Raw genomic sequence first — 20,875 nt, forward strand, 5'->3', positions numbered from 1 at the left:
CAACACCAACCCCGCGCATTCATTCATTGGTCGCTGGGCTTCATGTCGTAGATTGGATGATGGGAGCCGGATGAACCGAGAGGTTCACGTCCGGTTCTGCGAGGGGCCGAGGGTGAAACTCCCTCGGCCTACTCACCCCTACGTGCCGATGGCGCATGGCTTTCTGTATCTGGTGGCGATCATCGACTGGGCCAGCAGGGCGGTGCTGGCGTGGCAGGTGTCGAACACGATTCGCTGAGGGGTAAGGCATCAGAAACAGGCGCAAACTAATTCGAACTTAGCGGCAGGCGCATGCTCCAGGGACTGTTTTCACCAAACATAAGCGCCAAGTGCTTCTTCGCTTGTTTTTCAAGGTCCGCGATCTCTCCATCGTCGATTCCGACGGCAAGCAACGTCCGCCGAAAAATCACGGCGGTCAACCAGCAAGCAAAAAACTGCTGAGCCGCATTATAACCATCCCCGGTTACGTTAAGGTAAATTATCGCTCGAAGGTAAAAAATAGACGTTAGAGAAAATGGGAAATTTTGTGCGGGCGTTATTATGCCATCAGAATAAGATAAACGATTTATGACGTCAAGAACATTTGAGATCATCAAACGATCACGTATAAAAATAAGTCTCTCAAGCTTGATGTAAACCTCAGAAGCCTCATCCAATAAATTATTATTTACCAGATGTTTGAACAATCGACTGTTGAAGCTTATTACGAGGTCTGGTTCTAGGGAGGAATCTTGCGCTCGTGCGGTGAGGTATTTCCGGTACAATTCCTTGTCGAGCAGATTTTCCCAATCCACTGCGGCAGCACCCATCCCGCTCGCCGCCATTATGGTCATTCCGCGCGGCACAACATTCATTTCCTGAAATCCAGCGCGGGACAAAAGGACTTTTAACCCCTCAACCGAAAACAGGATAGCGTGATATCCTGGGCTTAGTGCGGCGATCAGCCCCGCAGAGTCCTTGTCTCGGCCAATGGCACCCGCGTTAGGCGTGGTCAAAAAGAGAATGCCATCCGTAGCCAGTTGGGCTGCCATTGTTGACAGCATTTCAAAAGGGTCCTTGAAATGCTCGATAACTTCTACGGCCGCGATGAGATCGTATTTTTCCTCGACATCAACGTCCTTCCGCAAATAGGTATTTTCGATGGGCAATTTAAGCATTTTCTTGCCGGCGCGGGCCAAGTCGCCCGGATCAATGCCACGCACCTGCCAAGGGAAAGATTGCATGGCAAAGTCCAGCCCAAAACCGAAGCCGCAACCGATTTCCAGGTACCGGGAGATATTGCGCTGCTTACCCAGCATGGCGGGCAGCACGAGCGTTTCGAGGCCCGCGCCTTGTTCAATGTAATATTTGAGGGCGAAGTCATTGCTGGAGAACGTCGGAGGCGCAATTTCATAGGCTGGTTCGACGAACTCGTCGACGAACAGCGAGCCGCATCCATCACAGCGGAGGTAATCAATTGGAAGCGCGTCCGGATTGGCATGGAACGACAGTTCATTGTTTTTTGGCCCTCCTTTCTCGCAAACGGGACAGGTGGCAGCCTTGATTCGATCGCTCTTCCAGTTCAAGATCATATTTTGTCTTTCAAAGGTAAGCTTGCGGTCAGGGTGGCCCGCTTGGTGTCGACGTTGGAAATTATAAACTACACCCAATTTCCAATGCCCGCCCGCGCTGGTGAATTGAGGACCTTGATCTGCGTTTAAATCTGCCACTTACCATATGATACCAGAGGCTTCTAGAGAAGCGCGTGGCAGAAACTCGTGCAAATATTGCTGGCCGGCGCCGCTTTGCTCTTGCCGAGACGCAAAACCCCGGCGTCGATCCCACATCGACGACCGCACCCGCCATTTAGCTGACCTTTCCCGTAAGGAAATCAATATAAAAATGCGCACTGGTTGTCGTCCCAACAGCTCTCCGCACGCCAAAAACGACCGGTCGACAAGCGCGTTTTTGCCCAACGCCACTCCGTTGGCTGCTATTTCAGTAAACTCAAACTGTTCTGCCGTGTCGCAACGCGTAAGGAAAAGACGGTGAGCAAATATCTCGCCCCCGTCGCAACGAAAAGCCGCGTCACTAAAGCTCAGGTAGCTGCCGACAAAACCTCCCGCGTCAAGCCAAGGACTTTATGGCGATTTCCTCGCAAGAATGGTTGCTGTTTTAATCGTTCACCCGATTCGCCCTCTGATGGAAAGGCGTTATGAACTTACTAGGTCAGCGAACGCTTTAGCCAATGTGAATGCCGCCTCCGCCGTTGAAGTGGATAGTGACGTTCTTGACGTCTAGCACCTGACTATTGCTGAAAGTAATTTGCGTTACACCACCACTAATCGTCGACTGGCCGACAATCGAAGACGCGTTCTGAGCCGAATTAACCGTGGTGGAATTGCCTCCGAGAATAGTTGAATTGCCCAGAAGGCCCGAAGCCACCGTATCCGCGCCAGATCCGCCGACGACGAGGGTCTTGCCGGTTCCTAGAGCGACCGTATCCTGTCCCGAACCGCCGAAAATCGTATCCTGTCCCGAGCCGCCATAGAGCATGTCGGAACCCGAACCAGCCTGCAACCAGTTGGCTCCCTGGAAAACGCTGAGCGTGTCATTGCCGGACCCGCCAATCAATGTATCGGTCGAGGTCGCGGCGAAACCACCCAAAAGTTGGTTCGCGCCCGTGCCGGCTACTTCCATAGTCCGGCCGCCGCCAAACAAAGAGTCTGCGCCGGCGCCGCCGAACAGAGTGTTGGCGCCCGACCCTCCCTGCAACAAATTGGCGCCTTGGAACACGCCAAGGGTGTCGTTGCCGGACCCGCCAATCAATGTATCGGCCGAAGTCGCAGCGAAACCACCCAAAAGATGGTTGGCGCCCGTGCCGGCGACTTCCACAGTCCGACCGCCACCAAACAAGGAGTCCGCGCCGGCGCCGCCAAACAGAGTGTTGGCGCCCGACCCTCCCTGCAACAAATTGGAGCCTTGGAATACGCCAAGCGTGTCGTTGCCGGACCCGCCAAACAATGTATCGGCCGAGGTCGCGGCGAAACCACCCAAAAGATGGTTGGCGCCCGTGCCAGCGACTTCCACAGTCCTACCGCCGCCGAACAAGGAGTCCGCACCTGCGCCGCCGAATAGAGTGTTGAACCCTGAGCCGGACTGAAGGACGTTGGCGCCTTGGAATGCAGCCAATACGTCTCGGCCCGACCCTCCGATTAATGTGTCATTTGCCCCAGCCAAGTTACCGCCGTTAAGCGTATCTGCGCCCGATCCGGCCACCACATAAGAGAGTCCGCCGCCCACCAGAAGGTCGTTGCCCGAACCGCCGATCAATGTCTCTTGGCCAGCACCACCATAAATCGTATTATTGCCGAGGTTGACTTGGAGTTCCGTTCCGGAAGCATCGCCGCCGACCAGTGTATCGTTACCCACGGGGGAACTGTCGTTAATCGACCCCCCGAGAATACCGGTCGCGAGGATATTGCCTCCGCCGCTGGTCACGTTGGAACTGGTGCCGTTAGGGCCAGTGTAAGCGAAAAACGACCCGGAACCGATCGTGGCCGGACCCGGCGCGCTGCCTGGAACGGGATCGAGCAAGGTCCCCGGCTGCAGCAGCCCGGCGGCGGTCAGGGTGCTCGAAACGATGCCTGCCGTCGAGGGGGATATAACCGTCAGCAGCGCCGGGTTGAAGATCGCCGAATCGAGATTGTAGGTAGTCATTTCATCCCCCGTCTATTCACGCGCCGACGCGATCAGTTGCCCACCGCCGCGCGAAAAACCCTGACCCTCGGTTCGCTGCGCAGCGGCGAAAACGCCGCTTCGCGCGCAAACCCATCGCCGGCGACGGAAACCGCCTCCGGCGCCATATCGATTCGCAGGCCGACCAGCGGGTCGCCCGCCGCCGCGCCGACGAGTTCGATTTCGCGCCCTCGCCGACTGACGATGGGCGATCCGAGAAACAGCGCATCCACCGAAAGCAAAAAACGCGGCGCCTCGTCGCCGACCAGGCGGAGCCTCAGACCGGCGAGAGCAAGAGACCGCCCGCGCGAGCCGGCGAACACGCCCGCCGGCGCCCAGTCCAGCCAACGCGGCGGGTTGCTCGCAACCAGAGGCTGAACTTCAATTCCCAGACCCGACGCCCAGGCGGCGCGGAGTTCGATTCCTTCGATCGCCGCCGGAGCCTGCGGCCCGGCGACCCATTCGCCTGCCCCGACTTCGACGTCGCCACGCCGCGAAACATGAGCAAGAAGTTTGAATTTCGCCGCCCCGCCCGCACGAGACAAAGGTTGGGCGAAAGACTGAGCCAAAGGCGCCGCGATCGCCGAACCGCCATTTGGCGCCGCAAACGTCGAAACCGCCGCGTCCGCGATAAAAACCGGTTCGAGCCGGAAACTGGCGTCGAGCGACGCGCTGGGGCTCTGCCGCCTGATCTTGATCGATAGCAGACCGCTGCGCTCTGCGCGAACCACCAGGCATTCGCCGGGCCGCGAGAGAAAGCCCGTGACAATTCCCGGAGCGGAAATCACTTCGATGAACGGCTCGCTGCCCGAAGCCGGAAGCGCAACAGAAACGGGAGACGCGCCGGAAGCCGCGCCGGACTCATAACGGAGAAGGTAAAGACCGCGATCGACGTTTACCGTCGCTTCGCGCTCCAAAGCGCTCTCGTCAAACAATAACCGCCTCCACACGTGAAAGTTGCATTCCGTCTCAGAAGCACCCGCACGATTTTCATCAACAATCATCGGTAACGCTAGGTAAGCCAGAATCAACAACCAAGGCAAGTAGATTTTGTCTCTTTGGCTATTTTGCGGAAAACCACAGATGAAGTATCCCTTCCGGCAGGCGCATATTTGCTTTTTCGACAGAAATTTTGTCGCGATTTCAGCCTGATTCAGACGAGTCCGCTTGCGCCCCGCGACGGCCACGGCGCCCCCCAGCCTCAAAAAAAAATCGACGCCACGGCCGTCAGCCGCATCGTCATGGCCTTCCGAAGCGCCCGGCCGGTCATTGAACCTTATTTAAATGAATGACTTAAGCTAAGCCTTCAGCGCGCGGACGCAGCCATGCGGCGCTTCTCCCGCGCCGCCCACGCCGCGAGGCGGGCGCGCAGATGCTTGCGCCGCACGACGCGGAAGCGGCATTGACAGGCTGGCCATCGCCGAACCCATTTTGGTTGCAATATTTTAAATATCACGTGACAAAAACGGCCGCCTTTTACTCGAAAAAAGGAAAGGGTGGAATATTTTATCGCGAAATTATAAATCCAATACGCCAATTGACCGGAGCATATATTTTAAGAAATAGATATTGGAGCAAACTCGAACAGGTTGCCGCCCGCGGCGACCGGCCCGGAAAGGTCGCATTGCAACCTCGAAGTTTTCCCTCAAGGGACGCGCGCGGCAGCGCCGCCGTACTTATCGCGCAGCGCACGCGTCATTTTGCGATGCGTCAAATAAAATCGATTTTCACGATTTCATAGCTCTTGCCGCCGCCGGGCGTATTCACCTCGACCGCGTCACCTACTTTCTTGCCGATCAGGGCGCGCGAAATCGGCGAGGAAATCGACACTTTGCCGGCCTTAACGTCGGCCTCGCTGTCGCCGACGATCTGGTAACGCTTCTCGGACTCGGTGTCCTCGTCGATCAGGGTCACGGTGGCGCCGAACTTGATCGTGGCGCCAGACAATTTGCTGACGTCGATGATGTCGGCGCGGGAAATCTTGTCCTCCAGTTCGGCGATCCGTCCCTCGTTATGCGATTGCGATTCCTTGGCGGCGTGATATTCGGCGTTTTCGGAAAGATCGCCATGCGACCGCGCTTCGGCGATGGCCTGGATGATGCGCGGGCGCTCCTCCTGCTGGCGGCGCTTGAGCTCCGCTTCGAGGGCCGCATATCCGGCGACGGTCATGGGCAGCTTTTCCATCCTGCAACTCTTTTCCATTTTTTCTGGCCGGGACGCCCTGGATTGACGCCGCCGGGGGACAAAATGCGTAACGCGCCCGAAGGGGCGCGTCGGCGGCTGTGGCCAGCCGGGCTAATATGATGGTACAGCCCTCGGCTCAGGTCAATTCCCGTGAATTGACCGCGCCCCGGGCCACAGGGGGGGCCTGCCCGACTTCAAGCGAAATAATCCTGCAAGGCCCGCACTTCCAGATCGCCGGCGAGGAAGGCCTTGACGCCTTCGGCCGCCGCCAGCGCCCCGGCGAGCGTGGTGTAATAAGGCGCGCGGTGCAACAGGGCCGCGCGCCGCAGCGACCGCGAATCGGCGAGCGCCTGCGCGCCTTCGGTGGTGTTGAACACCAGTTGCACGCCGCCGTTCTTGATGGCGTCTACGACATGCGGGCGTCCTTCCGAGACCTTGTTGATGCGCTGCGCCGCAATGCCGTTTTCATTGAGAAACCGGGCGGTGCCGCCGGTGGCCAGCACCTTGAACCCGAGACCCGACAGCATCCTGACCGCGTCGAGCATCCGCAGCTTGTCGCCCTCGCGCACCGACACGAACAGCGCGCCGGAAGTCGGCACTTTGGTTCCGGCGCCGAGCTGGCTCTTGGCGAAGGCGATGTCGAAGGAGCGGTCGAGGCCGATCACTTCGCCGGTCGAACGCATTTCCGGCCCCAACACCGTATCGACGCCCGGGAAGCGGGCGAAGGGGAACACCGCCTCCTTGACTCCGACATGGCCGCCCTTCCAGGGCTTCAAGCCGAAGGAGGCGAGGGTTTCGCCGGCCATGATCCGCGCCGCGATCTTCGCCAGCGGCACGCCGATCACTTTCGCCACGAAAGGCACGGTGCGCGAGGCGCGCGGGTTGACTTCGAGCACATAGATTTCCTCGCCCTTGAGCGCGAACTGCACATTCATCAGCCCGCCGACGTCGAGCGCCAGCGCCATTCTCGCGGTCTGCGCCTCCAGCCGCGCGATCATTTCCGGCGTCAGCGAACGCGCCGGCAGCGAACAGGCGGAATCGCCCGAATGAATGCCGGCCTCCTCGATATGCTCCATCACCCCGGCGACGAACACGTCCTTGCCGTCGCTCAGGCAATCGACGTCCACCTCGACGGCATCGGCAAGATAGCGGTCGAACAGCAGCGGATTCTTGCCCAGAACCGTATTGATCTGGCCGGTCTTGTCATTGGGATAGCGCGCCTTGACGTCGGACGGCACGAGGCCCGGCAGGGCGCCGAGCAGATATTCGTCGAGTTCCGAAGGATCGCGCAAAATCGCCATGGCGCGCCCGCCGAGCACGTAGGACGGGCGCACCACCAGCGGCAGGCCCAGTTCCTGCGCGACGATGCGCGCCTGTTCGACCGAATAGGCGATGCCGTTCTTCGGCTGCTTGAGGCCGAGCTTGTCGAGCAGCCGCTTGAACTGGTCGCGGTCCTCGGCGAGATCGATCGAATCGACCGAAGTGCCGAGAATGGGAATCCCCGCGTCCTCCAGCACCTTCGCCAGCTTGAGCGGGGTCTGGCCGCCGAACTGCACGATCACGCCCTTGAGCGTCCCGGCCTCCTGCTCTTTGCTCAGGATTTCCAGCACGTCCTCGCGGGTCAGCGGCTCGAAATAGAGCCGGTCCGACGTGTCGTAATCGGTCGAGACCGTCTCCGGATTGCAATTGATCATGATGGTTTCATAGCCGGCGTCGCTGAGCGCGAAACAGGCGTGGCAGCAGCAATAGTCGAATTCGATGCCCTGGCCGATGCGGTTCGGCCCGCCGCCGAGAATGACGATCTTTTCGCGCGACGTCGGCCGCGCCTCGCAGGCGGGGACGCCGGCGAAGGGCGTTTCATAGGTCGAATACATATAGGCCGTCGGCGAGGCGAATTCCGCCGCGCAGGTGTCGATCCGCTTGTAGACCGGGCGCACGTCGAGGCGGCGGCGCAACCCGGCGACTTCCGTCTCCCGCCGGCCGGTCAGCGACGCCAGCCGTAGGTCGGAAAAGCCGGCGGCCTTCAGAGCGCGTAGATTGGCGGCGTCGTCGGGCAGGCCGAACAGCTTGGCCTTGCTTTCCAGTTCGACGATTTCACGGATTCGCGCGAGGAACCACGGGTCAATCTTGCAGGCCTCGAAAATCTCCTGGTCGCCCATCCCCATGCGCATGGCCTGGCCGACCATCAGCAGCCGGTCCGGCGTCGGCGTCCCGAGCGCGCCGCGCAAGACATTGCGGTCGTCGCCCTTGCCGAGGCCCTCGATCTCGATTTCATCGAGGCCGGACAGGCCGGTCTCCAGTGAGCGCAGCGCCTTTTGCAGCGATTCGGCGAAAGTGCGGCCGATCGCCATGACCTCGCCGACCGATTTCATCGCCGTGGTCAGGGTCGGCTCGGCGCCGGGGAATTTTTCGAAGGCGAAACGCGGAATTTTGGTCACGACATAATCGATGGTCGGCTCGAACGAGGCCGGGGTCGCGCCGCCGGTGATGTCATTGGCGATTTCGTCGAGCGTATAGCCGACCGCGAGCTTGGCCGCGACCTTGGCGATCGGAAAACCGGTCGCTTTCGAGGCCAACGCCGACGAGCGCGACACACGCGGATTCATTTCGATGACGATCATCCGGCCATTGGCCGGGTTGATGGCGAATTGCACATTGGAGCCGCCGGTCTCCACACCGATCTCGCGCAGCACCGCCAGCGAGGCGTCGCGCATGATCTGGTATTCCTTGTCGGTCAGGGTCAGGGCCGGGGCGACGGTGATGGAATCGCCGGTGTGCACGCCCATCGGATCGATATTCTCGATCGAGCAGACGATGATGCAATTGTCCGCCTTGTCGCGGACCACCTCCATTTCGAATTCCTTCCAGCCGAGGACGCTTTCCTCGATCAGCACCTCGGAGGTCGGCGAGGCGTCGATGCCGCGCTCGACGATGTCGATGAACTCGGCCTTGTTGTAGGCGATGCCGCCGCCGGTGCCGCCGAGCGTGAAGGACGGGCGGATGATCGCCGGCAGGCCGATGTCCTCGAGCGCCTCCAGCGACTGCGACAAGGTCTTGATATGATGCGAGCGCGGCGTGTCGAGGCCGATCTTGGTCATCGCCTCGCGGAACAATTCGCGGTCCTCGGCCTTGTCGATGGCATGGGCGGTGGCGCCGATCATTTCGATGTCGTAATCGTCGAGCACGCCCATTTTCTTGAGCGACAGCGCGCAGTTCAAGGCCGTCTGGCCACCCATCGTCGGCAGCAGGGCGAAGCCGCCGGGCAGGGCGTAGCGCTCCTTCTCGATGATTTTCGCCACGATTTCCGGAGTGATCGGCTCGACATAGGTGCGGTCGGCGAGATCGGGATCGGTCATGATCGTCGCCGGATTGGAATTGACCAGAACGATGCGATAGCCTTCCGCGCGCAAGGCCTTGCAGGCCTGGGTGCCCGAATAATCGAATTCACAGGCCTGGCCGATGACGATCGGCCCGGCCCCGATGATCAGGATCGTCTGGATGTCTGTCCGTTTCGGCATGTGAATCTTCTTTGTTTTTGGGCTTGCTCACGTCAGGTCGCGGCGCACAAAAAAAGGCCGCACTTTTGGCTGGATAGCCGGAGCGCGCCCTTCGTCGATCGTCCCTCGAAGGGAGAGAACTGCTGAAGTTCGGACGGCAGAGGCCCGTCCGAGTGACTCTTTCCTGTTAAACCAGTTTTTTGGCGCTGTGAACCCCCTGGCCCGCCGGGCGCCGCCGCGCCGCCCGAGCGCGCGATGTGATATACTCAAGCTTGCGCCAAAATCCCGCTTTGTCTGGAATGCCGGTGTTTGGCGCCCCCTGCCTCCCCCGGTAAACGGAACAGGCGCCAAGGAGACTTGCGATTGAAGGCGAAGATTTGTCGCTTGTCCGGATTGCTGGCGCTCGCAGTTACGGCGGCGTTCGCCGAACCCGCCGATCGCGGCGATTTGGCTGCCTCCCGCGCAATCGGTTGCGCGCCTTCCGCGAGGGTCGTCGCATTCACAAGGAAATGCTGTATATGAGCCGCAAGATGAACAACGAGGACATAAGGGCGCTCGCCGCCTGTTTCTCCCGCCTGCCGCCGCGCTGAGAGGACTTCGAATGACATGGCGTCGCCAGTTCGCCACTTTTTTCATGGTCGGACTGATCTCCACCTCGGTCCAATACGTCATCCTGATCGGGCTGAAGGAAGCATCGATTTTGCCTGTCGTCCCCGCCACGCTGGTGGGTTACGTCATCGGCGGCGTGGTCAACTACATGCTCAACCGCCGCCATACCTTCGACAGCGACCGCCCTCATGCCGAGGCCGGCTGGCGCTTCGCCGCCGTCGCGACGGTGGGATTTTTTATCACCTGGGGCCTGATGCGCCTGCTGGTCGACAACTGGGGCGCGCCGTATATCCCCGCCCAGATCGTCACCAGCATCCTGGTCATGATCTGGAATTTCGTGGCCAACCGCCTGTGGACCTTTGCAACCGGAGTTGACGCCGCGTGACCGAAACCCGGCCTCCCCGTCCCGGCATGCCGCCGCGCCGCGCCGCCTTGCTCGCCGTCGGGCTGGTCTTCTTCGATTCGCTGATCGGGCAATTGGCGACCTTCCCCAATCTCGTCCCCTGGTACGCCGGCTTGCAAAAGCCGGGCTTCAGCCCGCCCAACTCGGTTTTCGGACCGGTCTGGGCGCTGCTTTACGCCCTGATGGCGTTGGCCTTCTGGCGCATCCTGATCCTGCCCGAGCAGCCCGGCCGCAAAACCGCGATCGGCCTGTTTCTCGCCCAGCTCGCGTTCAACGTCCTTTGGCCCTGGGCTTTCTTCGCCGCCCATAGCCCGGTGCTCGGCCTGATCGACATCGTGCCGCAGACCCTGCTCGTCGGGGCCACGCTGACGCTGTTCTGGCGGCTCGACCGTCTCGCCGGCCTGTGCCTGGCGCCGCTGCTGCTGTGGGTCGGATTTGCCGCTGCGCTCAATTTCGCCATCTGGCGGCTCAACTGACCAGAGCGTCTTCGAGCGAAACGGATTCCGGTTTGCGTCAAGAAAACGCGTAAATCGAAAATCCTGGAGCAATGCGCGAAAAATTGGACGCCGGTTTTTCGCGAAAACATTGCGACAACAAAGAAATCTAAAGACTCGCGGCGAAGCGGGCCAGCGCGTCCGGCATATGGGCCGTCAAAAATGTCTCCAGCCCGTGATCGGCCCCGGTCAGGATCAAGGCGCCCACCAGCGCGAAGGCGCCCCCAAGCAGAAGCCGCGCGCCGGCGCCGGTCGCCAGCGCGGCGCGGCGCCCGCCGCCCGCGAGCCGCCCAAACCCATAGCCCAGAACCAACAGTGCGAGCGCCGCGCCCAGCGCGTAAACGCTCATCGACAGGATGGCGAAGGGCAGGCTGCCGCCCCTTGCCGCGAGGACGAAAGCGGCGGCGAGAGTCGGCCCGGCGCAAGGCGCCCAGACCAGGGCCAGCAGCGCGCCCGCCGCCGCCTGTCCGAGCAGGCCGGAGCCCGGCAGCCTCGTTTGCAGCGACGCGCCAAGACGTTGCAAGGGCGACAATAAAGCCTCCAGCCGATGCGCCAGAGCGGGAAAGATCAGGGCGAGCCCGACCAGCAGGATCAGGATCGCGGCAAGCGCGCGCAGCACAGGCGAGCCGCCGAAATCGACGCCAAGCGACGCCAGCAAGCCGCCGACCAGTCCGAAAGTCACGGCCATGCCGCCGGCCAGCGCCAGCGGCGCGCGCGGGTCTTGCGCCCGCGCGCCCGCCACCACCACGGGAACGAGCGGCAGTACGCAGGGGCTCAGCAGAGTGAGCGCCCCCGCCAGAAACGACAGGGGCAAGGTCCAGAAAGACATGAGGTTCAAGCCTTTATCGAATTCATTGCAACGCCGCCATCGCGGCGCCCGCATTTACCGCACCCCGCCGCCGAAACGGATTTTCGCGGCGCGCGGCGGCACTCCCGGAAGCCGCGTCGCCACCGGCAGGCCGCGCGGCGCCCCGCGCCATGGGCGAAACGATCGCGAAAACGTCAGATAAGGAAAAATACTTGCCGGCCAAAGGCTTGTTGTCGGTTCAGAGCGCCGCCTTGAGCACGCCGGTCACCGCATCGTCGCTGACGCCCCAGGACATGCGCGCGACCTCCTTGCCGCCGCGATAGGCGATCAGGGTCGAGCGCGGGCAGTTCAGCGCCTTCACCGCGTCCTTCTGGCCGTCGTAATCGACGCGATACAAGGCGATGCCACGATAGGCCGGATCGGTTTTCAGCTTGTCCAGGATCGACTCCTGGATGTGGCATTGCAGGCACCACGAGGCATAGACATGAACGACGACCGGCCCGCCGGCGGCAATCGCCGCCTGCGCCGGGCCCTTGTCGTAAGCGCGGATTTCAAAAGCGCGGGCGTCTGGGCCGGCCAGCGCCGTCGCGCCGAGCAGGGCGAGGAAAAAACGGCGATCCATCATGAAGGGCTCCGCAACAGGAAGTTCTGCCGCTTATACGCGGGGCGGAAGCCGAAAGGTTCACAAAGGCGCGGCGGCGGATCCTGGCCGCGATCAGCCTGCTTCCCCTGCCTCTTCGCGCACGATGGCGAAGGAATCGGAGGGCTTGTTCAGCACCGCTTTCATCTTGGCGCGATCGAGTTCGCCTTCCCAGCCGGAGATCACGACCGTCGCCACGCCATTGCCGATGATATTGGTCAGGGCGCGGTTTTCGCTCATGAATTTGTCGATGCTGAAGACGATGGCCATGCCCGGCACAAGACGCGGATCGACGGCGGCGAGAGTCGCGGCCAGGGTGATGAAGCCCGCGCCGGTTACGCCCGAAGCGCCCTTCGAGGTGAGCATGGCGACGCCGAGGATGACCAGCTGCTGTTGAATGGTTAGCGGGATGTTGAGCGCCTGGGCGATGAACAGGGTCGCCAGCGTCATGTAGATATTGGTGCCATCGAGATTGAACGAATAGCCGGTGGGCACCACCAGTCCGACCACGGAGCGCGAACAGCCGAGATGCTCCAGCTTGGCCATGAGGTTGGGCAGAGCGCTTTCCGACGACGACGTTCCGAGCACAACCAGCAACTCATCCTTGATATAGACCAGAAATTTGAAAATGTTGAACCCGCCGATGCGGGCGATCGTTCCGAGCACGAAGACGATGAACAGGGCGGAAGCGAAATAGAAGGTCGCCACAAGTCCGGCGAGATTGCCGAGCACGGAAGGGCCATATTTGCCGATCGTATAGGCCATGGCGCCGAAGGCGCCGACCGGCGCCAGCTTCATCACATAGCCAAGCACCCCGAAGATCGCGTGGGCCATATCGTCGATCAGGCTGCGCAGCGGCGCGCCGCGCTCGCCCATTGCAAGCAGGGAGAAGCCCATCAGAATGGAGAAAAACAGCACCTGCAATATATCGCCCTTGGCGAAGGCGCCGACCACCGACTCGGGAATGACATCGAGCAGGAATTCGACCGCGGTCTTGTGCGGCGCATTGGCGTATTGGGCGACCGCGGCGGCGTCGGGCGTCTTGCCCGCGAAGCCGTTTCCGGGCTGGACCACATTGCCGATCACGAGGCCGATGAGGAGGGCGAAGGTGGAAACGACTTCAAAATAAATGAGCGCCTTGACGCCGACGCGCCCGACCTTGCGCGCGTCCTGGATATGGCTGATGCCGGAGACCACGGTGCAGAAGATGATCGGCACGATCACCATCTTGATCAGCTTGATGAAACCGTCTCCGAGCGCCTTGATGCCTGGCGTGGTGGCAAACTCCGGGACGGCTATGCCGACAATCACGCCGAGCACGATGGCGAACAGCACCTGGACATAAAGCTCGCGATAGAAAGGTTTCTTCGTCGCCCCCGGCGCGGCGGTAAGTGCTATAGCCATCTTGCAAGCGCTCCCCAGTCCTCGATCCGGCTTGGCCGCCGGTATCGCATTGTCGCCTAATTGAACCCTGCTCGCGCGCCAGCGCAACCGTTTTCATGGCTCTTTCGCTAAAAGTATACATAGGGTTTCGGTTGCTGCGGCGCAGCAAACCTTACTCTGAGCGTCCGACGTCCTATCCTGCTCCGATGCGGAGATCTTCATGCTCGCTCTATTGACCCAGCGACGGTTCGCGCCCCTCTTCTGGACCCAGTTCCTCGCCGCCTTCAACGATAATTTTCTCAAGAACGCGCTGATCTTCCTGATCATGGCCAAGCTGTCCGCGACCGAGGCGCAGACCCGGATCACGCTGGCCGGCGGGATTTTCATCCTGCCGTTTTTCCTGCTTTCGGGGCTCGGCGGCCAGATGGCCGACCGCTTCGACAAGGCCAGGATGGCGCAGCGGCTCAAACTTTCGGAACTGGCGGCGAGCGCCCTCAGCGTCGCCGGATTCGTGGCGCAATCGATTCCGCTGTTGTTTCTGGCGCTGCTGCTGTTCGGGACCGTGTCCTCGCTGTTCGGACCGATCAAATACGGCATCCTGCCCGACTGCCTGCGCAAGCACGAATTGCCTGCGGGCAATGCGATGATCGAGGGCGCGACCTTCATCGCCATTTTGCTCGGGACTCTGGCCGGCGGCCTCGCCAGCCGCAACGGCGGCGATCCCGCGCCATTCGCCGTGGCGATGACCCTGATCTCGCTCGCCTGCTATGGCGCGAGCTTGCTGATTCCCCCGACCGGCGAAGCCGCGCCCAAACTCGTCATCGACGCCAATATTTTCCGCTCGACCGGCCAATTGCTCGCGAGTCTGTGGGCCGACCGCAATCTCTGGCGCGCCGGCGTGATGGTCAGCCTGTTCTGGATGTTCGGCATTGTCGCCCTGTCGCTGCTGCCGCCGATGGTCAAGATTCAGATGGGGGGCGACGAGATGGCGGTCAGCCTGCTGCTCGCGCTGTTCGCCGTGTCGGTCGGGCTGGGCTCAGGCCTCGGGGCGTTTTTCTGCCGCGACGGCATAAAACTCGCGCCGGCGCCTTTCGCCGCTTTATTCATCGCGCTAAGCGCCGCCGATCTCGCCTTCACGCTGCATGGCATGGCCCCCGCCGCCGCGCCCAAAACCGTCGCCGAATTTTTCGCCGATGCCACCACCTGGCGGGTGGCGTTCGATCTCGCGCTGTTCGCGCTGGCCGGCGGCGTGCTGGCGGTGCCGAGCTTTTCGGCGGCGCAGGCCTGGGCGCCGTCGGCGAGCCGGGCGCGCGTCATCGCCGCGATCAATGTGCTCAACGCCGCGTTCATGGTCTTGGGAACTTTGGTCTTTTCCGCGCTTCAGGCGGCGGGACTGAGCCTTGCCGGCGCAGCCGCGCTGCTGGCGCTGACCGGCGCGGCCTCGGCGCTGTGGATGTTCAAATATCGACCGCAAGACCCGCCGGGCGATCCGGCCTGACGGCCGGGATCACGCCTTGACGGCCTGCGCCGCCGCTTGGTCGCGAGCGGCGGCGCGAACGTCACCAATCAAAATCGCTGCGACGGGGCACCCGGATTTTTTTGGTCTTTTCCCACTCGCGCTTCAGCGTGCGCCTTGCATTGTCGAAGGCGATATCGGCGAGCCCCTGCCGCGAAGCCGGATCGACCTTGCCCGGATTCAGAAGGTCTTCGAGGCTCTGGAGCAGTTGCGTATCTTGTTGGCCGTCCGGATTGTTTTCCGGGTTGAGGCCCAGGCGAATGCGTCCAAGAATCACCCGCGCCTCATCGGCGACGGGAGCAACCTCGTCGCGTTCGCGCTTGTCCTTCTCCCCGGACGGGATGGAATTGATTTCTTCCTTTTTCCGGAACCAGCGTTCGGCCAAACCGATAAAATCGGCAATGTCCAGCCGAAGGCCGTCAATCCAGCTCTGCCGGAATTCCGAAATCTTGGCGGAATGTGCGATCCACGCCGCAGCGAACGCCGCGAACAAGCCGAAAAACGCCACCAAGAAAGCTTGCAACAGAAACATGTGAATCTCCCGATATTTGAGAAACACCCGGACCCGACACGACTATTCGTCGAGCCAGTGACAAATAGGGAGACCGTTGTTTGTAAACTGATTGCCCGCCTCCCGATCCCTGGTCGAGATTGTGACGCGCACCACCCGAAGTCAAGCGGCGAAGCTTGGCGCGACGTTTTGCCACAGCGCGCGGTTGTTCGGTTCAGGCAGTCGGGCCCGATGACGACCCACGACGCCAATCACCGGCCCCAGGCCAGCGACAGTTCGGCGTCGCCCGGAAAACCGTCGGGGAAGCTGACGATTCGCGCCGTCAGGGCGAAGCCGAGCGGACGCAATTCCCTGTCCCAGCGCAGAAAAAAATCCGCCGCCTTGCCGCGCAGGGTCGCCGGCCAGTCGGGATCGGGCAGGTTGATCGCGCGTCCGCCGTCGGTGCAAAGCGCGCAAGGGAAGCGCAGCGCCGGCGCGCCGGTCTCGCCGCGCGCCGCGGCCTCGCGCGCCCGCGTCAGCAGCTGGGCGAATTCGAGATCGGTGAAGCGCGATTGCAGCAGCAGTTTGACCTGCTCCTCGCGTTTTTGCTTGCCCAGCCGCTGGGCATCCTCGCGCATCCGGCTCTTGTTGCGCTCGAATTGCGCGACCAGATTTTTCAGTTCCGCCGCCGTCACCCTGTCTGCCCCGGCGGCGCCCGCCGGCCTGGACTTGTCGGGTCCGGACTTGGAGACCGGCGCCTCCCCGACAACCTCCTCGAAAAACGCCGGCGTCAACGGCATGGACCGAGGCGGCGCTTGCGGCGCGAAAAAGCGCAACAGACCGGCGCGGGTGACGACGCCAACCACCACCCCGTCGCGCAGGACCGGCAGCCTTTTGATGCGATATTCATCCAACAGCGCGCCGGCTTCTTCGATTCCAGCCGATTCGTCGATGCAAATCGCCGGCGCGGCCATCATCTGGCGGACGCTTCCGCCTTCGCGCTCCAGCACCGCGAGATAATCCGCCGCCATTTCCTGACCGCCAGACAATATTTTCACCCAGGCCTCGCGCTGTTTCCGGCGCGTCGCCGCATCGGCGAAACGGAAATCGCTCTCGCTGACCACGCCGAGCGGGCGGCCATGGGCATCGACCACCGGCAAGCCGCTGACATGAAGGCGCAGCATGGTCTCCGCCGCCGCCCGCGCGGAATCCTCAGGTCCAATCGTGACGACCGGCGCGGTCATGCAATCGACAACGCGCGCTTCGAAAAGAGGGTAGGGCAGTTCCGTCATCACGCCCCCAAAAGGTCCAGAAGCGGCAAAACAGTCCCTGTCTTGAACTCGGATTTCGACATTATCGCGCCGGCGACGTCGGGAACACAAGAAAGCGGCCGGACGATGGGCTTATACCAAGTCTCCTTAATCGCGACTCGTCGCGATTAAGGTAGTCCCTCGCATAAGCTCCCAAAGGGCGTTCGGCAGAACGCCCGTCCTTCGACGGGCTATGGCCGCATTCGCTCCTAACCCGGATTCGGAAGTCACGACTTCCGAGTCCGGGTATTAATTCAGGGCCTTGAACCCATCGAAAAAATCGGGCTCCAATTTCCTCGATCTAATCTTTCGTTCGTCGGCGGGCCTGCTGGATGGCGCGTTCGAGCGCGGCCAGGAAGGCCGAGCGGTCGCGGGGCGAAAACCCCTTCGGGCCGCCGGTGGTTTCCCCGCCCGAGCGCAAATCCTCCATCAGGTTGCGCATCGCCAGCGCCATGCCGATCGATGCCTCGTCGAACACCTTTCCATTGGGCGCGAGCACGAAAGCCCCGGCCTTGACGCAGCGCGCGGCGAGCGGAATGTCGGCGGTGACGACGATGGAATGCGGATCGGCGCGCCCGGCGATCCAGTCGTCGGCGGCGTCCGGCCCGTGTGGAACCAGCACGCGCTCGATCTTGTCGTGGCGGGGAACCTGCAACAGGCGATTGGCGACGACGAAAACTTTCAGGTCGTGGCGCGCCGCCACCTTGTAGCATTCTTCCTTGACCGGGCAGGCGTCGGCGTCGATCAGGATTACAGGGTCCATAAACGACTCGATACGAAAAGCCCCGCCAGCAAAGACAGGCCGAGAAACAGCACCACGGCGGCGGCCACAAGTTCGAGCAGGCGGGCGAAAATTTCCGCGCGCCGCGTTTGCGCGCCCAAAATTTTGGTCGTCGCGCCCTTGGCGAGGACGGCGCTCGCGGCGAGCGCGCCGGTTGTCAGCGCCGTGCCCGCCGCCATGGCCAGCGTCGCCCAGACGCCGATCGAAAAAGCCCCCTGCGCAAAGGCGAAGACCAGCACCAGCAGCGCCCCGGAGCAGGGTCGCGCGCCCGCCGCGACCACCGTGACCGCGCTGGAGCGCCAGGAAAAATGATCGCCGAGCAAGGCCGGATCGGGCGCGACGCAATGGGCGCATCGCAAGCCATGCGCCAGATCGTCGCCAAGATTGTCGCATTGGAAGCGCGAGGAGGCGGGCAGGCGCGGCGCGCGGCAGGCGGCAAGAAACGCCGCGCCCTTGCGCCAGACCAGCCAGGCGCCGAGCGCCGCGATGCATAGATAGGCGGCGATTTCGACCCAATGGGTCGCGGCGGCCATTTTTTGCGCCGTGAGGCCGAGCAGAACCGCCGCCACGCCAACCAGTGCGATGGCGACCAGCGCCTGCAACAAGGCGGCGAGGCCTGAGAGAACAAGTCCGCGCTTGAGCGCGCGTTCATTGGCCAGCATGTAGAAGGCGATCACCGCCTTGCCATGGCCCGGACCGGCGGCGTGAAACACCCCGTAACCGAAAGCGGTCGCCGCCAGCCAGAAAATTGCCGAAGGGCTTTTTTGCGCCGCTTCGACGCCCAGTCGCAACGCCTGATAAAAATGCGCCTGTTGCTGCAACAGCCAGATGCCGAGCCGTCCGACATGGCCGACCGCGCCCTCGTCGACGCCAAGCGAAAACGGATTTTTGGCGAATTGCGCGACAGCCGGGTTCGCCAGCGCCAGCGCGGCGACAGCGAAAACAAACCGCGCCATTGACAGCCTGATCCCATGCTTCATGGGCAGGCCACGATGGTGCGCGTCGCCAGCTTGACGCCGAAATTGGCGCCGGGCGCGAGGCCGGTGAAAAAGCTTTCGTCGAGCTTGGCCTTGTCGCCGCCGACGAGCGGATCGGGCCGAAGAACCGTAAGCGAACAGCCGGAAGGCGCGTCCTTCAGCGTCACCGGATCGGCCTTTTCCAATTCGATATCGACGAAATAACTCGGGTCATAGACCATGAAGGTGAACGGCTTTTTCGCCGAAACCGGTTCTTTCAGCGGCAGGGTAAAGCGCAGCGTCACCAGCTTCTTGTCGTCCGCCTCCAGCTCGTAATCTCGCGGCTCGCCGAATTCATAGGCTTTGGGCCCGGTCTTGGCGAGGGTGAAATACTGGAATTCGGCGAGCGATTCGACATTGGTCTTCGCCAGCGGCGCCAGTTCTTCCTTCGTCGGCGGCTTGCCGTCCTTGCCGAGTCCCTGCGCGGCGAAGGCGGAATACATTTCGTCGAAGGTCCAGCTATGGCGGATGGCGGCGATTTTTCCGTCGGGCGCAAACAGGATTTGCGCGCGGGCGGCGACCCACACATGGGGATGGGCGTTTGCCGACAAGGGACACAGGCCGATGGCCGCCAGACCCGCCGCGACAAACGCCTTGAACAAATTCAAACCAGTCCCCCTTGCGATTCGCTGCGCGACGCTGCCCTGTCCGTGTTTACATCAAGACTGCAAGTCTGGCGAAAACGAGGCCGGGCGGGATTGGCGCGATGAGGTCGGGTCGATCATACCGGGTCGGCTTCCCGCGCCTTGCCTTGTCCGACCGCGCCGCGGCTGCTCACCGCAATCATGATCGGCGCCAGCACCGAGGCGACGATCCCCGCCGCGAAGCCGTTATTGTAGAGGTTCAGTCCGCCGTGCAATTGCCCCACGGTCTGGGCGACGGAAAGATGGACGAACCCGGCGACTAGGCCCCAGCGCCAGCCGAATTTTCCGGGAATCGGCGCGAGCGTCGTGCCAAACAGCGCCGCGAGGACGATTGTGGGGTCGGTCGCGGTCAAAGGCTTCAAGATCGTGCCGAGGAACACGCCGGCCATGATGGGGACGATGTTGCGCGGGTGTTTGCCGAAGGCGGCGAAGCCGACGATGGTGAACAGCGCGCCGATGGTCGGACCGTTGAGATCGCCGCCGACCATCAGGACATAAAGCATTCCGATCAGGCCGCAGAGCCCCATGTTCAGCCAGGTCGGCCCGGCCCCGATCAATTGGGTAAAGTCGCAAGGACTCTGGCCCGACAGGGAGACGAGATCGATCATGCGGCGCGGCGCAGTCCTGTCGATGGCATAGCCCGCTGCGATCATCGCCCCGAAGACGGTCGCCAGAAAGCTTCCGAGCAACAGATTATGGCCCGTTGTCCAGATCAGGATCGGCTCCGGCACAAAGCCATAGGATTTGTAGAGCGCGACCACGACCGTGCCGACAATGCCCGCCGTGAACCCCATGTTATACAGGCTGAACCCCATATGGGCGTGGAATAATTGTCCGGCGACCGGAACCAGGATGAAGCCGATCAGCAGGCTCGTGGCGATGCTGAGCGGCAGGCTCGCCGCGACAGGAAGCAAGGTGCTGAACAGGATTTCGGAAAAGATCGGCGCCAGCGCCGCGCCGAAAATCGCGACATTGATATGGCTGGCGAAAGCCTCGCGCCTGAATTTTGAATAAAGCCAGACGCCGGCGGGGATGAACCACGCATTGAGCAGGTTCTTGCCAAACAGTGCGAAGCCGAGCGCCAGAAACAGGCAGGCCAGCGAGGCGCCGGTCACGGGCGCGCCTGACAGGCGATAAAGCGCGCAGAACAACAGAGCCAGCAGCCCCGAATTGACGAAGGCGGCGCCCATGCCGCCGACGCCGATATAATCGGTGATCAGGGTGTCGCGGCTGAACAGGATCGCGCCGAGCCCGCGCGCGATCTCCGGCAAAGGCGAAACCAGCAGGCCGAAGACCACGAAGAAGGCGGCGAACAGCGCGAACAGGCCGAGCATCCGGCCGCCCGGCAGCTTCCGTCCGGTCGTTTCCGCCGGCCCGCTCATC

Annotated in this window: 20 protein-coding genes and 1 pseudogene; 7 read left to right on the forward strand and 14 right to left on the reverse strand. The window is 62.1% G+C overall.

All coding sequences use genetic code 11. The features are described from left to right. Window positions 1-112 precede the first annotated feature (112 nt). Window positions 113-238: a hypothetical protein gene (locus tag QZY01_RS02330; RefSeq protein WP_294532904.1), complete on the forward strand. Its 126-nt coding sequence runs from the start codon at window positions 113-115 to the stop codon at window positions 236-238. 28 nt (window positions 239-266) lie between these two features. On the opposite strand, the gene QZY01_RS02335 is transcribed toward QZY01_RS02330, so the two are convergent. After that, entirely contained in the window at window positions 267-1,649 is a 1,383-nt protein-coding gene (locus QZY01_RS02335) for a class I SAM-dependent methyltransferase (protein WP_294532841.1), read from the reverse strand. Window positions 1,650-1,899: 250 nt separating this feature from the next. Between QZY01_RS02335 and QZY01_RS02340 the strand changes: the two are divergent. Beyond that, a pseudogene (locus QZY01_RS02340) lies at window positions 1,900-2,027 on the forward strand (IS5/IS1182 family transposase); the annotation flags it as partial. A gap of 193 nt (window positions 2,028-2,220) precedes the next feature. Here QZY01_RS02340 and QZY01_RS02345 read toward each other — a convergent pair. Together QZY01_RS02345 and QZY01_RS02350 are read right to left on the reverse strand one after the other, a co-directional pair. Then, window positions 2,221-3,699 (reverse strand): calcium-binding protein, encoded by a 1,479-nt coding sequence (locus tag QZY01_RS02345; protein ID WP_294532843.1) that lies wholly within the window; start codon window positions 3,697-3,699, stop codon window positions 2,221-2,223. Window positions 3,700-3,731: 32 nt separating this feature from the next. Continuing rightward, entirely contained in the window at window positions 3,732-4,652 is a 921-nt protein-coding gene (locus QZY01_RS02350; RefSeq protein ID WP_294532845.1) for a hypothetical protein, read from the reverse strand. 123 nt (window positions 4,653-4,775) lie between these two features. Between QZY01_RS02350 and QZY01_RS02355 the strand changes: the two genes are divergently transcribed. Both QZY01_RS02355 and QZY01_RS02360 read left to right on the forward strand, forming a co-directional pair. Next, window positions 4,776-5,009 carry a hypothetical protein gene (locus QZY01_RS02355; protein ID WP_294532847.1) on the forward strand — a complete coding sequence of 78 codons (234 nt, stop codon included), beginning with the start codon at window positions 4,776-4,778 and terminating at the stop codon, window positions 5,007-5,009. Between the two features lie 80 nt (window positions 5,010-5,089). Further along, window positions 5,090-5,458, forward strand: coding sequence for a hypothetical protein (locus QZY01_RS02360; protein ID WP_294532850.1), 369 nt, complete (start codon window positions 5,090-5,092; stop codon window positions 5,456-5,458). Here the strand turns inward: QZY01_RS02360 and greA are convergent. Continuing rightward, complete coding sequence (gene greA, locus QZY01_RS02365) at window positions 5,428-5,901, reverse strand: transcription elongation factor GreA (RefSeq protein WP_294532852.1); 474 nt, start codon at window positions 5,899-5,901, stop codon at window positions 5,428-5,430. The two genes, QZY01_RS02360 and greA, sit on opposite strands and share 31 nt — an antisense overlap. Window positions 5,902-6,095: 194 nt before the next feature. After that, on the reverse strand, window positions 6,096-9,419 hold the full coding sequence (gene carB, locus QZY01_RS02370) for a carbamoyl-phosphate synthase large subunit (RefSeq protein WP_294532855.1): 3,324 nt from the start codon (window positions 9,417-9,419) through the stop codon (window positions 6,096-6,098). Between the two features lie 580 nt (window positions 9,420-9,999). Here carB and QZY01_RS02375 point away from each other — a divergent pair. Further along, window positions 10,000-10,392, forward strand: a complete 393-nt coding sequence (locus QZY01_RS02375; protein ID WP_294532857.1) for a GtrA family protein — start codon at window positions 10,000-10,002, stop codon at window positions 10,390-10,392. Next, window positions 10,389-10,886, forward strand: coding sequence for a TspO/MBR family protein (locus tag QZY01_RS02380; protein ID WP_294532860.1), 498 nt, complete (start codon window positions 10,389-10,391; stop codon window positions 10,884-10,886). Before QZY01_RS02375 ends, QZY01_RS02380 begins: the two co-directional genes overlap by 4 nt. A gap of 127 nt (window positions 10,887-11,013) precedes the next feature. Here QZY01_RS02380 and QZY01_RS02385 read toward each other — a convergent pair whose 3' ends face one another. The 3 genes from QZY01_RS02385 to dctA form a co-directional block, all read right to left on the reverse strand. Continuing rightward, window positions 11,014-11,733, reverse strand: a complete 720-nt coding sequence (locus QZY01_RS02385; protein ID WP_294532862.1) for a cytochrome c biogenesis protein CcdA — start codon at window positions 11,731-11,733, stop codon at window positions 11,014-11,016. A 217-nt stretch (window positions 11,734-11,950) separates the two neighbouring features. Further along, window positions 11,951-12,337 carry a thioredoxin family protein gene (locus tag QZY01_RS02390; RefSeq protein ID WP_294532864.1) on the reverse strand — a complete coding sequence of 129 codons (387 nt, stop codon included), beginning with the start codon at window positions 12,335-12,337 and terminating at the stop codon, window positions 11,951-11,953. A 90-nt stretch (window positions 12,338-12,427) separates the two neighbouring features. Then, a complete protein-coding gene (gene dctA, locus QZY01_RS02395) occupies window positions 12,428-13,756 on the reverse strand; it encodes a C4-dicarboxylate transporter DctA (protein WP_294532866.1) in 1,329 nt (442 codons plus the stop codon). 199 nt (window positions 13,757-13,955) lie between these two features. Here dctA and QZY01_RS02400 point away from each other — a divergent pair, with 199 nt between their 5' ends. After that, window positions 13,956-15,233: an MFS transporter gene (locus QZY01_RS02400; RefSeq protein WP_294532868.1), complete on the forward strand. Its 1,278-nt coding sequence runs from the start codon at window positions 13,956-13,958 to the stop codon at window positions 15,231-15,233. A gap of 61 nt (window positions 15,234-15,294) precedes the next feature. Here QZY01_RS02400 and QZY01_RS02405 read toward each other — a convergent pair whose 3' ends face one another. The 6 genes from QZY01_RS02405 to QZY01_RS02430 all read right to left on the reverse strand — a co-directional run bounded on the left by QZY01_RS02405 (window position 15,295) and on the right by QZY01_RS02430 (window position 20,874). Beyond that, window positions 15,295-15,744 carry a hypothetical protein gene (locus QZY01_RS02405; RefSeq protein WP_294532870.1) on the reverse strand — a complete coding sequence of 150 codons (450 nt, stop codon included), beginning with the start codon at window positions 15,742-15,744 and terminating at the stop codon, window positions 15,295-15,297. Window positions 15,745-16,013: 269 nt separating this feature from the next. Further along, window positions 16,014-17,033, reverse strand: a complete 1,020-nt coding sequence (locus QZY01_RS02410) for a CBS domain-containing protein (RefSeq protein WP_294532873.1) — start codon at window positions 17,031-17,033, stop codon at window positions 16,014-16,016. Between the two features lie 319 nt (window positions 17,034-17,352). Continuing rightward, window positions 17,353-17,814: a YaiI/YqxD family protein gene (locus QZY01_RS02415; RefSeq protein WP_294532875.1), complete on the reverse strand. Its 462-nt coding sequence runs from the start codon at window positions 17,812-17,814 to the stop codon at window positions 17,353-17,355. Next, window positions 17,802-18,788: a nickel/cobalt transporter gene (locus QZY01_RS02420; protein WP_294532878.1), complete on the reverse strand. Its 987-nt coding sequence runs from the start codon at window positions 18,786-18,788 to the stop codon at window positions 17,802-17,804. The genes QZY01_RS02415 and QZY01_RS02420 overlap by 13 nt, the downstream gene beginning before the upstream one ends. Window positions 18,789-18,808: 20 nt before the next feature. Beyond that, window positions 18,809-19,456: a DUF1007 family protein gene (locus QZY01_RS02425; protein WP_342394867.1), complete on the reverse strand. Its 648-nt coding sequence runs from the start codon at window positions 19,454-19,456 to the stop codon at window positions 18,809-18,811. Between the two features lie 113 nt (window positions 19,457-19,569). After that, window positions 19,570-20,874, reverse strand: a complete 1,305-nt coding sequence (locus QZY01_RS02430) for a DUF1576 domain-containing protein (protein WP_294532880.1) — start codon at window positions 20,872-20,874, stop codon at window positions 19,570-19,572. Between the last annotated feature and the right edge of the window lies 1 nt (window position 20,875).

The sequence above is a fragment of the uncultured Rhodoblastus sp. genome (assembly GCF_903903185.1).
Lineage (GTDB): Bacteria > Pseudomonadota > Alphaproteobacteria > Rhizobiales > Beijerinckiaceae > Rhodoblastus.

Bases quoted from the DNA above. Each gene is read 5' to 3' on its own strand.
- QZY01_RS02345 (WP_294532843.1), bottom strand. From the start codon at position 3,699: ATGACTACCTACAATCTCGATTCGGCGATCTTCAACCCGGCGCTGCTG.
- QZY01_RS02360 (WP_294532850.1), top strand. From the start codon at position 5,090: ATGCTTGCGCCGCACGACGCGGAAGCGGCATTGACAGGCTGGCCATCG.
- greA (WP_294532852.1), bottom strand. From the start codon at position 5,901: ATGGAAAAGCTGCCCATGACCGTCGCCGGATATGCGGCCCTCGAAGCG.
- carB (WP_294532855.1), bottom strand. From the start codon at position 9,419: ATGCCGAAACGGACAGACATCCAGACGATCCTGATCATCGGGGCCGGG.
- QZY01_RS02375 (WP_294532857.1), top strand. From the start codon at position 10,000: ATGACATGGCGTCGCCAGTTCGCCACTTTTTTCATGGTCGGACTGATC.
- QZY01_RS02385 (WP_294532862.1), bottom strand. From the start codon at position 11,733: ATGTCTTTCTGGACCTTGCCCCTGTCGTTTCTGGCGGGGGCGCTCACT.
- QZY01_RS02390 (WP_294532864.1), bottom strand. From the start codon at position 12,337: ATGATGGATCGCCGTTTTTTCCTCGCCCTGCTCGGCGCGACGGCGCTG.
- dctA (WP_294532866.1), bottom strand. From the start codon at position 13,756: ATGGCTATAGCACTTACCGCCGCGCCGGGGGCGACGAAGAAACCTTTC.
- QZY01_RS02400 (WP_294532868.1), top strand. From the start codon at position 13,956: ATGCTCGCTCTATTGACCCAGCGACGGTTCGCGCCCCTCTTCTGGACC.
- QZY01_RS02410 (WP_294532873.1), bottom strand. From the start codon at position 17,033: ATGACGGAACTGCCCTACCCTCTTTTCGAAGCGCGCGTTGTCGATTGC.
- QZY01_RS02415 (WP_294532875.1), bottom strand. From the start codon at position 17,814: ATGGACCCTGTAATCCTGATCGACGCCGACGCCTGCCCGGTCAAGGAA.
- QZY01_RS02420 (WP_294532878.1), bottom strand. From the start codon at position 18,788: ATGGCGCGGTTTGTTTTCGCTGTCGCCGCGCTGGCGCTGGCGAACCCG.
- QZY01_RS02430 (WP_294532880.1), bottom strand. From the start codon at position 20,874: ATGAGCGGGCCGGCGGAAACGACCGGACGGAAGCTGCCGGGCGGCCGG.